At 56.6% G+C, this 12,412-nt stretch carries 9 protein-coding genes; all 9 read left to right on the top strand.

Annotated features, from left to right (window positions below):
• The first annotated feature begins 250 nt into the window (after positions 1-250).
• The 9 genes from hpf to ACO5R6_RS01135 all read left to right on the top strand — a co-directional run bounded on the left by hpf (position 251) and on the right by ACO5R6_RS01135 (position 12,409).
• Entirely contained in the window at positions 251-781 is a 531-nt protein-coding gene (gene hpf / locus ACO5R6_RS01175) for a ribosome hibernation-promoting factor, HPF/YfiA family (RefSeq protein WP_485625348.1), read from the top strand.
• 312 nt (positions 782-1,093) lie between these two features.
• On the top strand, positions 1,094-2,251 hold the full coding sequence (locus tag ACO5R6_RS01170) for a helix-turn-helix domain-containing protein (protein ID WP_485625347.1): 1,158 nt from the start codon (positions 1,094-1,096) through the stop codon (positions 2,249-2,251).
• A gap of 143 nt (positions 2,252-2,394) precedes the next feature.
• A complete protein-coding gene (locus tag ACO5R6_RS01165) occupies positions 2,395-3,450 on the top strand; it encodes a D-alanine--D-alanine ligase family protein (RefSeq protein WP_485625349.1) in 1,056 nt (351 codons plus the stop codon).
• Positions 3,451-3,627: 177 nt separating this feature from the next.
• Positions 3,628-5,244: a UDP-N-acetylmuramoyl-tripeptide--D-alanyl-D-alanine ligase gene (locus ACO5R6_RS01160; RefSeq protein ID WP_485625346.1), complete on the top strand. Its 1,617-nt coding sequence runs from the start codon at positions 3,628-3,630 to the stop codon at positions 5,242-5,244.
• A 50-nt stretch (positions 5,245-5,294) separates the two neighbouring features.
• Positions 5,295-5,966 (top strand): NUDIX domain-containing protein, encoded by a 672-nt coding sequence (locus tag ACO5R6_RS01155; protein ID WP_485625345.1) that lies wholly within the window; start codon positions 5,295-5,297, stop codon positions 5,964-5,966.
• Positions 5,967-6,070: 104 nt separating this feature from the next.
• Positions 6,071-6,763, top strand: a complete 693-nt coding sequence (locus ACO5R6_RS01150) for an iron-sulfur cluster assembly scaffold protein (protein WP_485625344.1) — start codon at positions 6,071-6,073, stop codon at positions 6,761-6,763.
• A 27-nt stretch (positions 6,764-6,790) separates the two neighbouring features.
• The gene (locus ACO5R6_RS01145) at positions 6,791-7,801 is read left to right on the top strand and encodes a GGGtGRT protein (RefSeq protein ID WP_485625343.1); all 1,011 of its coding nucleotides are present in this window, start codon (positions 6,791-6,793) and stop codon (positions 7,799-7,801) included.
• Between the two features lie 147 nt (positions 7,802-7,948).
• Positions 7,949-8,869 carry a CPBP family intramembrane glutamic endopeptidase gene (locus tag ACO5R6_RS01140; protein WP_485625342.1) on the top strand — a complete coding sequence of 307 codons (921 nt, stop codon included), beginning with the start codon at positions 7,949-7,951 and terminating at the stop codon, positions 8,867-8,869.
• Positions 8,870-8,881: 12 nt separating this feature from the next.
• Complete coding sequence (locus tag ACO5R6_RS01135) at positions 8,882-12,409, top strand: DNA polymerase III subunit alpha (RefSeq protein ID WP_485625341.1); 3,528 nt, start codon at positions 8,882-8,884, stop codon at positions 12,407-12,409.
• Positions 12,410-12,412 lie beyond the last annotated feature (3 nt).

Here is a 12,412-nt window from a genome sequence, read left to right as displayed (position 1 = left end):
GCTTCGTTACGGCATTTCTCGATCATACTAAAGGGTGGGAAGTATCAAAGACCCGTCTCCATAAAATAAATCCGTAGGTATCTCTATTATAGGGGATCGGAGAGGGGTTTACTTATCAAATAAAACAGAGATAAACAAAATAATTATCAGAATATATTGCGGCGATTTGCTTGATGCCGGGTCATAAATGTTTATAATGAAAGTGTGAGAAGGACAAGGCTTCTCCCCCTAGAAATTGGAGGAACATACTATGAAGACAACGATTACCGGACGCAACATTGAACTGACGGATGGTCTGAAGAGCGCGGTGGAGGATGCGCTCTCCAAGTTGGATCGCTACTTCCGAGATGATACATGTGCTTATGTCACCATGAGTATAGATAAGGCCGGACAGAGGGTGGAGCTGACCATCCCCGTCAAGGGAGGAATTGTCCGCTGCGAGAAGACGACAGATGATATGTATGTCTCGATTGATGCGGCCTCCGAGGGAATCGAGGACCAGCTGACCAAGTACCGGCATAAACTCATTGATCGGTCGCAAAGGGGAGCGGTCTTAAATCCCGTATTCGAGGAGGAACTCGGTGAGGACGACGAGGAGGAGATCAAGATCGTCCGCACCAAGAAGTTCGACTTGAAGCCCATGTACGCAGAGGACGCCTGCGCGCACATGGAACTTCTGGGACACAATTTCTTCGTATTCACCAATGCCGAGACGGATGCGGTGAATGTGGTCTACCGCAGAAGAAACGGAACTTACGGCCTGATTGAGCCGGAGGTCTGATCCATGATCCGTCTGAGATCGGAACTCTGATCTGTGCCGGGAAGGCGCACTTTCATAAGATTCAGGATGTGCAGCTGAGATTTAAGAGAAAATAAAATCAGAAGATAAGAATCAGATGAGATCAATTGCGGATCCCACTTGATTCGAACAAGGAGAAGAGGCCTGTCGGAATGTCCCCGTGCTTGCATGGGATGTCATAACCGGCAGGCCTTTTGGATGATAAGATTAAGAAGAGTTGATTTTTATTTCTGGGGAGAAAATGAAAATCACGCGACAAATTATGTGTTTCTAATTGTTCAGGGGAGGTATGTTATGACAAAGATGGAGGACCGGGCGTATGCCGGGCCCGGTTTTGCTTACAACAAAGACCAAATCGGGGGGTTAATCCGGCGAAGGAGAGAGGAATTGGGCCTCTCCCAGACCAGACTGTGCGAGGGACTCTGTTCCTGCAGCACCATGTCGCGCATCGAGACGGGAGAACAGATGCCGGCCTTTCGCCTGCTGATGAAATTATTGGACCGGCTGGGTCTGCCGGTTGATTTCTGCTGGTCCTGCTCCAGCACAGAGGAGTATCTGACCGAACAAATCAAGCAGAGGCTCTATCGGCTGTTGGAACTGGGGATCTTAGAAGAGGATCAAGACTGGCTGTGGATCATGGAACAACTGGCCGGGCATGACGACGTGGCGGCCAGACAGTATATGGAACTCCTGGGGCTTCTGGAGATGATCAAGGCGCAGAGCCGGATGATACAGTCCCTGGGAGAGAGATTCTTTCCGCCTCCTGCCCCTGGGAAGGGACCAAATCCAAGCGGCACCGTGGCCGGGATGCCGGCCGGGAGGAGAGGCGGGACCGGGATGCTGGCCGAGGGAAGCCCCGCCGGCAGGACCCGGGATGACCGGGACGAAAGCCGGTGTTTTAAGGAGGAAGCCCTTCGCTTCTGCCATCGGCTGGAGGAGACAACCCTGCAGGCAATCTCGATCAGCCGCGCGAACTTTGACCCGATGAAGCCCATCCCGGCCATGTCCCCGGATCGGCTGGAGGTACATCTTCTCAATATTCTGGGCCTGGTCTACCTCTATGGCGGGGAGGAGAGGAAGGCGGCCCATCTCCTGGGCGGCCTGATGACCGTGATCAAGGAGCGGAGCCGCAATCAGGTCCCCATGCGCAGGCTTTTGGCAGTTGCCCAGAACAATATGGCCCTCTGCTACGCATCGCAGCAGGTCTATGAGTTCGCCCTTATCTACATCAACGAGGCCATCTCCAATATGCGGCAAGACGGCAGCGTCCTGCTTTTGGCCAGACTTCTTCGCACGCATATGGAGATCGTTCGGGCTCTGGGGGATGAGGACAGCTACCAGCGGGACCGACGGTCCATCCACGGGATATGCACTATGCTGCCCGGCCGGAAGTCAGAGGAGCTCAAGGAGAGACGATTGATGCAGAGGCCGCTTGGGATTGCAGTCCTCTAGAAAGAGCCGTCTGCCTGCTGATTTTCTTGCGAATTCACCCTGTTTGAAGTACACTTGACCAGACATGAGAGTCCTGTTTGAACCGGCGCAAAAGGGCATTTTTGCATCGGTTCCTGTCTGATAGAGATGAAGGAGTATGGGTGATGAAGATAGTTGTCCTGGCAGGCGGCCTGAGTACAGAGCGTGATGTGTCCTTTAAGTCCGGAGATATGGTGGCCGGCGCCCTTCGCCGCAAGGGACATCAGGTTCTGCTTTTGGATGTCTTCATGGGCTATGGGGACGAGGCCTGCGATATCACAGGGATCTTCGACCGGGCAGAGGAGGCCTCTGTCAAGGTGGAGGATATTCCCGACGAGGCACCGGACATCGCGGCGGTCAGGGCGAGTCGCAAGGACCGGTCCGATACCTTCTTCGGCCCCAATGTCATTGAGATCTGTCGGGCATCGGATATTGTATTTATGGCCCTGCACGGTGCCGACGGAGAGAACGGGAAGGTCCAGGCCGCATTTGACCTCTTTGGAATCCGCTACACGGGGAACGGCTACCTGCCCTGCGCGATTGCTATGGACAAAGGCGTGGCAAAGACCTTCTTTGCGGCGCACAAGATCCCGACTCCCATGGGGATCACCCTGAGCAAAAAGGAGCGGGAGGATGCGGACAAGAAGGCGGCAATCCACTATCCCTGCGTGGTCAAACCGGCCTGCGGCGGATCCTCCGTCGGGGTCACCATTGTCCGTGACCCGAGCCGGCTGGAGGAGGCCCTGGAGGAAGCTTTTCACTGGGAAGACCAGGTGGTGATCGAGGACTATGTAAAGGGAAGAGAGTTCTCTGTCGGCGTCATGGAGGACCAAGCTCTTCCAGTGATTGAGATTGCTCCCCTCAAGGGATTCTATGATTTTAAGAACAAGTATGCGGCCGGGTCTGCGGTTGAGACCTGCCCTGCAGATCTGCCCCGGGAGCTGACGCTGCAGATGCAAAAGTACGCCTTAGATGTCTGCCATGCCCTGGGACTTACGACCTATTCCCGCCAGGACTTCCTCCTGGATGAATCCGGCCGGATCTTCTGCCTGGAGGCCAACACCCTGCCGGGGATGACGCCCACCTCCCTCCTGCCCCAGGAGGAGGCGGCCCTGGGCATGACCTATGACGACCTCTGTGAGGAGATCATCCGCATTTCTCTCAAGAAATACAGGCATTGACCTTCGCCGCCAAGGCTGCCGGCCCGATTCGATCTGGCCTGCCGGCCGGGTCAGATTCCTGCGCCAAATCCCTCTGCGCCATTGCGGGCAGAGGGATTTTTGTGCAGAATAGGATAGATAAGAGAGTACTTTTCAGAGGGCGGTCTTACCTGCCGACAGACAGGAGAGGGAGAAGCGATGAAGAATATGACCTTAGAGCACATAGCGGCTGCCTGCGCCGGGGAACTCATCTTCCCGGACCGGGAACCCTATGTCAATGGACACATGCGGGCCGACTATGTCAATCTGACCATCGCGGGTGTAGTATCGGACAACCGGCAGATAGAGAGGGACTTTCTCTTTATCCCCTTCGTGGGGGAGAGGGTGGACGGCCACCGCTTCATCCCGCAGGCCTTTGAGATGGGGGCAGCCTGCGCTCTTTCGGAGCGGGAACTGCCAGAGCCTGCCGGCCCCTATATCCGGGTCGAGAGCTCTGAGAAGGCCCTTCTTGCCATTGCCGCCTTTTATCGCAGGCAGCTTGATATTCCCATAGTGGGGATCATCGGAAGTGTGGGCAAGACCTCTACCAAGGAGATGGTGGCCTCTGTCTTAGGACAGCGCTTCCCTGTGCTGAAGACCGAGGGCAACTTCAACAATGAGATCGGCATGCCCATGACCGTCTTGAAGATTCGCAAGTCTCACCGGGTCGCCGTTGTCGAGATGGGAATTGACAACTTCGGGCAGATGTCGAGACTGGCGGAAATCGCCCGCCCGGATATCGTAGTCATCACCAATATCGGGGAAGCCCATCTGGAATTCATGAAGACAAGAGACGGGATCCTGGCCGCCAAGACGGAGGTCTTCGACTTCCTGGCAGAGGGAGCCAGGGTGATCTTAAACGGGGATGATGACCACTTAAATTGTGTGACCAAAGCAGGCGGAGCCGAGATCATCTTCTACGGCCTGGGGAAGGACGCCTCCGCTGCTGCCAGAGAGAGAGACCGGGACAAACTGGCTGAGAAAAACAGGGAGATCGCAGATCAGCTGGCTAGGGCAAAAGTCCGGGATGGACTGGCAGAGGGCTGTTATGTCAGGAGCGCCTCATATACCGATCAGGATCGTCTGTCCAGGGAGACTTACCGGGCCGGCAAGCTGAGACCCCTGGGAATGGAGGGGATCGCCGCCTCCTTCAAAACGCCCGGCGGGGATTTTGAGGCCACCATTCCCATTCCGGGCGAGCACAATGTCTATAATGCCCTGGCGGCGGCGGCGGTCGGCCAGTGCCTGGGCTTAAACCTTGCGGAGATTCGGGCCGGGATGGAGGAGGCTGCGACCATTGCGGGAAGGGTGCACTTCATGCAAGCGGGAGGGCTGACCCTGATCGATGACTGCTATAACGCCAATCCATCTTCCATGCGGGCCTCACTTGCGGTTCTGGCCAAGGCCAAAGGGCGCAAGGTCGCAGTCCTCGGGGATATGGGAGAACTGGGGGAGAATGCCCCGGACATGCACTTTGCTGTCGGCCGCTATGCGGGAGAGCTGGGGATTGACCTCCTCTATACCGCAGGTCCCCTGGGGCAGGAGATTGCCACAGGAGCAGAGTCTTTCTGCGCTGAGGAGTCCGGGCGGACCTCTGCGGGAAAGGGGGGAAAAGCCTCACATCGGATGCAGGTCCAGTCCTATCCGGATCGGGACAGGATGCTTGAATACCTGAAGAGGGAATTGCGGGAAGGAGACACAGTCCTGATTAAGGCTTCACACTTCATGGGCTTTTCGGAAGTTGTAAAAAGTCTGCGGGACCAATTCGGAGCCTGATGAATTGATTCAGGGCGCATGCATCGCCGGATGCGGCGGAAGGTAAGGAAATGGCGAAGATAGAGAAGATCTACAAGATCACGGATGAGAAATTCCTGAATATGTATATTCTCGAGGGAAGGAAGAAGACCGGAGCCCCCATGCGCTACCAGCTGGCATCCCGGGCAAGAGGGGTGGAAGATCTCCAGATGAAGCGCAAGGGGGAGAAGGTAGATGCGGTGATCATCTACGCGCTCTATGCCGGAGAGAGGACCATTGACCCGGCTGACAGGGAGGCCTGCCGCTTGCTGCGCCGGTCCCAGGACCTTTGTGTCGTAATGGTCCGCCAGTACCGGGCGGCAGTGGATGACTATGTCTATGAACTGCCCGCGGGCCTGGTCGATGACCGGGAAGATATGTACCAGGCCGCCGTGCGAGAGACCTTCGAGGAGACCGGTCTTGCGCTTTCCATTCTGGATGTGGATCCCATCTTCGAGAGGGCCCGCTTTACAACGATCGGCATGACCGACGAGAACAACGGGATTGTCTATGGCTATGCCAGCGGTATCCCCAGCAATGCCAACGAGGAGGACAGCGAGGAGATCGAGATTATTCTTGCGGATCGGGCCCGGGTGCGGGAGATTCTGACCGAGGGTAAGGTCAGCCTGCCGACAGCCTATCAGCTCATGCATTTTCTGGAAGAGGGAGACCCCTTTGCCTTCCTGGAGACGAGCCCTTTTTAAATTAATCCTAGACGAAGACTGTTTTCTATGTGAAAATATGAACGATATGTGCGGTATGTGGGAGTACCGTGTCGTATTGTTGCATCTATGAAAGGAGTTCAACAATGATCTACACGACAGAAGTACAGAATATGTGCCCGATCGCCAAGGGCGCAAAGCATGAACCCGCTCCCATCCCGGAGGAGGGAAAGTGGGTCCATGCCAAGCAGATAGGTGATATCTCCGGCTTCACCCATGGTGTTGGCTGGTGCGCACCTCAGCAGGGCGCCTGCAAGCTCTCCTTGAATATCAAGAACGGGATCATTGAGGAGGCTCTGGTGGAGACCATTGGCTGCTCCGGCATGACGCACTCCGCCGCAATGGCAGCAGAAGTCCTTCAGGGAAAGACCATTCTCGAGGCTCTGAACACAGATCTTGTGTGCGATGCAATCAATACGGCCATGCGGGAGCTCTTCCTCCAGATCGTATACGGCCGCTCCCAGTCCGCTTTCTCTGATGACGGACTTGCGGTCGGAGCCGGACTTGAGGACCTGGGCAAGGGGCTTCGCTCTCAGGTCGGAACCATGTATGCGACCAAGGCCAAGGGCGTTCGCTACCTGGAGATGACCGAGGGTTATGTCACAGACTTGGCTCTGGATGAGGATAATCAGGTGATTGGCTATAAGTTCGTCTCGCTCGGCAAGATGACTGACTTTATCAAGAAGGGTGATGACCCCAACACCGCTTGGGAGAAGGCCAAGGGTCAGTACGGGCGGATTGATGATGCGGTTAAGTTCATCGATCCCCGCAAAGAGTGATCATTCGAGAGGAAGGAGACGAGAATCATGGCATTATTTGAGAATTATGAGGGAAGAATCGAGAAGATCACTTCCGTATTGAACAGCTATGGCATTAAGGACATCGAAGAGGCTAAGAAGATCACGGAGGATGCGGGCCTTGACGTCTACCACATGGTAGAGGGCATTCAGAATATCTGTTTTGAGAACGCCAAGTGGGCTTACACCGTCGGCGCGGCCATCGCGATCAAGAAGGGCTGCCGGCGTGCAGCGGACGCAGCGGCAGCAATCGGAGAGGGACTGCAGGCCTTCTGCATCCCCGGCTCTGTCGCTGACCACCGCAAGGTAGGACTCGGTCACGGCAATCTGGGCAAGATGCTCCTAGAGGAGGAGACCGAGTGCTTCTGTTTCCTGGCAGGCCACGAGTCCTTCGCGGCAGCGGAGGGAGCAATCGGAATTGCGACCAAGGCCAACAAGGTTCGCCAGAAGCCCCTGCGGGTTATCTTAAATGGACTCGGCAAGGACGCGGCCCAGATCATTTCCCGCATCAACGGTTTTACCTTCGTTGAGACCCAGTACGACTATCACAATGCCAAGCTCAATATCATCAGCGAGACCCCCTATTCCAAGGGAATTCGGGCCTCTGTCAAGTGCTACGGCGCTGACGATGTGCAGGAGGGCGTTGCCATCATGCACCATGAGAATGTCGGAGTATCCATCACCGGCAACTCCACCAATCCCACCCGCTTCCAGCATCCCGTCGCAGGCACCTATAAGAAGGAGTGCAACGAGATGGGCAAGAAGTACTTCTCCGTCGCATCCGGCGGCGGCACCGGACGCACCCTGCATCCCGACAATATGGCGGCAGGCCCTGCCTCTTACGGCATGACCGACACCATGGGCCGCATGCACTCCGATGCGCAGTTCGCGGGTTCTTCTTCCGTTCCGGCCCACGTTGAGATGATGGGACTGATCGGAATGGGCAACAACCCCATGGTTGGAGCGACGGTTGCGGTTGCGGTTTCTGTGGAAGAGGCTGCCAAGGACGGCAAGTTCTAAGAGAAGACAGTTCGATCGCTGACAGGAACTGCGGAGAGATGGGATTTCCGATGGGATTTCCATTTCTCCGCAGTTTTTCTGTGGACCGGACAAGGACCCTCTATGCTAGAATAGGTTGGTAAGTCAAGAAGAGATGAGGAAGCATCCATGCCTGAGAATTCAATGAACACCCCGCCCAAAGAGAAGCGCCGGCCCGGACGCAATACCGGAGGCTGGCATATCCTTCTGCCCTTTTTGGCAGCAGCCCTGGTCCAGAACCTGGTCTCTATCTTCGCAAGCCAGATTCTCCTGGTGGACGAGGCCGCCGGCTTCAGCGGGTCCAGCTATGCAGACTTTATTCAGGGAATAGCAAAGCGGGTCGGGGGGCAGGACTTTGTATGCTTCAGCCTTGTAAGCTACGCTGCCATCTGCGTGATCTGGTTCGGCATCTGGTATCGCAGAGAATTTCTTCTGACCCAGAAGCCCGCCAGGGATTACCGCTGCCTGGTCCGCCAGTATAAGCACTGGTCCTGGATCCTCATCCCGGGGATCCTGATCTACACCCTGGGGGCACAGTATCTGGCCACCTATTTCATGAACACCCTGGCGGCCCTGGTGCCCCAGTGGCTGGCCGAGTATCAGGGGATCCTGCGCTCGTCCGGTCTGGACCAGATGCAGCTGTCGCTCCCCATGATCCTCTATGCCGTTTGCCTGGGTCCCATCTGTGAGGAGCTCTGTTTCAGAGGTCTGACCATGGGCTATGCCCGCCGCGCGGGTGGCTTCTGGGCGGCGAATATCATCCAGGCCCTCCTCTTTGGCCTCTTTCACATGAACATGCTCCAGGGCTCCATGGCCTTTCTCCTTGGCCTGGCCCTGGGCTATGTCAAGGAGAAGGCGCAGAATCTGACCCTGGTGATTCTTCTTCATATGGCTTTTAATGCCGCGAGTGCCTTCCTTCCGGGCCTTGTCATCTCGTCAGATAACCCGGTGAGCTTCTTTGTCTGCCTCTTCGGAGGGATGATCGCAACGTATGCGGGAATCATACTTCTGGTTCGCGGCAGTTCCCCTCGAATTGTAGAGGTGGAGTGAGAGGAGTAATCCATGTCCTTTGTCCATCTTCACACGCATACCCAGTACAGTCTCCTGGACGGATCCAATAAGATCCGAGACTATGTGAGCCGGGTTAAGGAGCTGGGAATGAATGCGGCAGCCATCACAGACCATGGGGTCATGTACGGTGTGATTGAATTTTATAAGGAGTGCCTGGCCCAGGGAATCAAACCCCTGATCGGCTGTGAGGTATATGTGGCGACCGGTTCCCGCTTCGACAGAGACCCGAGCGCTGGCGGAGAGGACCGCTACTATCATCTGATTCTGATCGCCGAGAACAATCAGGGCTATGCCAACCTGATCAAGATCGTCTCCGCCGGATTCGTGGATGGCTATTACTACAAGCCCCGTATTGACAGGGAGATCCTGGAACGCTATCACGAGGGCCTGATCTGCAGCTCCGCCTGCCTGGCCGGCCAGGTGCAGAAGTACTTGGCGCGGGGCCAGTATGAAGCGGCGAGAGAGGCCGCCCTGTGGCATGAGGGGGTCTTCGGCCACGACAATTATTACCTGGAGCTGCAGGACCACGGCCAGGCCATTGACGGCCGTGTCGTCCAGGAACTGGTTCGTCTGTCCAAGGATACGGGAATTCCCCTGCTGGCGACCAATGACTGCCACTATACCCTGGCCGAGGACTGGGAGGCCCATGATGTTCTCCTCTGTATTCAGACGGGCAAGAAGATCGGCGATGCCGACCGGATGCGCTATGAGGGCGGCCAGTACTATGTCAAGAGCGAGGAGGAGATGCGGGAGCTCTTTCCCTTTGCCCCGGAGGCTATTGAGAACACACAGAAGATTGCTGACCGCTGTCAGGTGACCATTTCGTTCGGTGTGACCAAGATGCCGCACTACGCCGTGCCTGCGGGCTATGATGCCTGGACCTATCTCAATAAGCTCTGCTCTGAGGGACTGGTCCGCCGCTACGGGGATCAGGCTGAGGAACTCAGACCCCAGCTGGAGTATGAATTGGGAGTCATCCGGAAGATGGGATATGTGGATTACTTCCTCATCGTCTGGGACTACATCAATTATGCCCGCACCCATGGCTGCGCAGTCGGCCCGGGCCGGGGGTCCGCCGCAGGTTCCCTTGTGGCCTATACAACAGGGATCACGGACATCGATCCCATCCGCTTTCAGCTCATCTTCGAGCGGTTCCTGAACCCGGAACGGGTCACCATGCCCGATATTGACGTGGATTTCGATTACGAGCACAGGGGGGACGTCATCCGCTATGTCACCCAAAAGTACGGGGAGGATGCGGTTACTCAGATTATCACCTTCGGAACTCTGGCGCCCAGGAATGCCATCCGTGATGTCGGACGCGTCCTGGACCTCCCCTATGGTCTGGTGGACGGGGTAGCCAAGTCCATTCCCCAGGAGCTGAAAATCACGATTGACAAGGCCCTGGAAGCAAATCCGGAGTTGAAGAAGTCTTACGATGAGGATGAGAGCATCCGGAACTTGATTGATACAGCCCGGAAGCTGGAGGGCCTGCCGAGGAATTCCTCTACCCACGCCGCCGGTGTCGTGATTGCCGCCAAGGCCATGAATGAGTATGTGCCCCTGGCCCGGGGCACGGATGGAAACATTGTCACCCAGTTCAACATGATTGAGGTGGAGGAACTGGGCCTGCTCAAGATGGACTTCCTGGGCCTTCGGACCCTGAACGTCATCACGGATGCGGTCTCCAATGCCAGGGCCAACCATCCGGGGCTTGCGCTGGACATCGAGAAGATCCCCTATGATGATCCGGACGTCTATGCCATGATCGGCAGGGGCCAGTGTGAGGGAGTCTTCCAGCTGGAGTCGGACGGCATGAAGAGCTTCATGAAGGAGCTAAAGCCGGCCAGCCTGGACGATATTATTGCGGGAATCGCACTCTATCGCCCGGGCCCCATGGACTTCATTCCCCGCTATATACGGGGGAAGAAGGAGGCCGGGTCCATTGTCTACGACTGCCCTCAGTTAAAGCCAATCCTAGAGTCCACCCATGGCTGTATTGTCTACCAGGAGCAGGTCATGCAGATTGTCCAGCAGCTGGCCGGTTATTCTCTGGGAAGAGCGGACCTGGTCCGTCGGGCCATGTCCAAGAAGCACGCGGACGAGATGGAGAGAGAGCGCCATAATTTCGTCTTCGGAAACCGGGAAGAGGGTGTGGACGGCTGCCTTGCCAGGGGAGTGCCGGAGGCGGCGGCCAACAAGATTTTCGATGAGATGATGGATTTTGCCAACTACGCATTTAACAAGTCTCATGCTGCCTGCTATGCCGTGATCACTTATCAGACAGCCTATCTCAAATACCACTATCCCAAGGAGTTCATGGCCGCCCTGATGACCACCTTCATCAATCATTCGGACAAGGTGGCCCAGTACATCGCTCATTGCAGGGAGATCGGAATCGAGGTTCTGCCGCCGGATATCAACTCGGGAGATGGTCGCTTTCTGGCTGACGCCAGGGGAGTCCACTACGGCATGTATGCCATCAAGAGCGTGGGCCATCCGGTCATTGATGCGATTGTCGCGGAGAGGAAGGCCAGGGGCCCCTTCCGGACCCTTGAGGACTTTCTGACCCGGATGGCCGATAAGGCCATCAACAAGCGGTCGGTTGAGAATCTGATCAAGGCGGGAGCCTGCGACTCCCTGGACGGGAACCGCCGGCAGATGACCTACATCTTTCCCACGATCATGGACCGGGTGTCCTCCGAGAAGAAGCACTCGATGGCAGGGCAGATGAGCCTCTTTGATATCGCGGGGGAGGATGTCAGGCAGGAGTTTGCCTTTCAGATGCCCAGGGTTGGGGAGTTTGACAGGCAGCAGCTTCTGGCATTTGAGAAGGAGGTCTTGGGGATCTATGTCTCCGGGCATCCGCTGGAAGACGATCTGGAATTGATTCGAAAAAACACTACGAGCACAAGTCCGGAGTTCCGCCTGGATGAGGAGAAGGGGCAGGCGCCCATCGAGGATAAGAAGCGGGTGGTTCTGGCCGGGATGCTCAGCTCCAAGACCGTTCGCTTTACCCGTAGCAATCAGCCCATGGCCATCCTGAGTCTCGAGGATCTGTACGGGTCCGTGGAGGTTGTGGTCTTCCCGAGGGTGTACGAGCGGGTCCGGGGGCTTCTGGAGGAGGATGCCAAGCTTCTTGTCTCCGGCAGGACCGGCGTTGAGATTGACAAGGACGCCAAGCTCCTGGCGGAAGACATCATTCCCTTCGACCGCGTTCCCATGGAGGTCTGGCTCCGGATCCGGGATCAAGCGGACTATCAGGCGAAGGAAGAGGCGCTTGGTGGGCTCTGTCACGTCGCCCGGGAGGCCCCCGATACAAGCGGGGAGAGGCCTGCCTGCCTGGTGATTTACCGCGAGGCGGACAAGGCCGTCCGCCGGATGCCTGAGGACTGGAAGACAGGGACCGACCGGGACTCCTTAGACCGCCTTCGGGACCTCTTCGGACCGGAGAATGTCCGGCTTGTCTGCGGCAGGTATTCCTTCGGCAGAGAGCGGCTGACACAGAGCCTCTATTGAAAA

The organism is Shuttleworthella sp., from assembly GCF_057251025.1.
This window is presented reverse-complemented; position numbering and strand designations above follow the sequence as displayed.

Bases quoted from the DNA above. Each gene is read 5' to 3' on its own strand.
- ACO5R6_RS01155 (WP_485625345.1), top strand. From the start codon at position 5,295: ATGGCGAAGATAGAGAAGATCTACAAGATCACGGATGAGAAATTCCTG.
- ACO5R6_RS01160 (WP_485625346.1), top strand. From the start codon at position 3,628: ATGAAGAATATGACCTTAGAGCACATAGCGGCTGCCTGCGCCGGGGAA.
- ACO5R6_RS01140 (WP_485625342.1), top strand. From the start codon at position 7,949: ATGCCTGAGAATTCAATGAACACCCCGCCCAAAGAGAAGCGCCGGCCC.
- ACO5R6_RS01170 (WP_485625347.1), top strand. From the start codon at position 1,094: ATGACAAAGATGGAGGACCGGGCGTATGCCGGGCCCGGTTTTGCTTAC.
- hpf (WP_485625348.1), top strand. From the start codon at position 251: ATGAAGACAACGATTACCGGACGCAACATTGAACTGACGGATGGTCTG.
- ACO5R6_RS01150 (WP_485625344.1), top strand. From the start codon at position 6,071: ATGATCTACACGACAGAAGTACAGAATATGTGCCCGATCGCCAAGGGC.
- ACO5R6_RS01145 (WP_485625343.1), top strand. From the start codon at position 6,791: ATGGCATTATTTGAGAATTATGAGGGAAGAATCGAGAAGATCACTTCC.
- ACO5R6_RS01165 (WP_485625349.1), top strand. From the start codon at position 2,395: ATGAAGATAGTTGTCCTGGCAGGCGGCCTGAGTACAGAGCGTGATGTG.
- ACO5R6_RS01135 (WP_485625341.1), top strand. From the start codon at position 8,882: ATGTCCTTTGTCCATCTTCACACGCATACCCAGTACAGTCTCCTGGAC.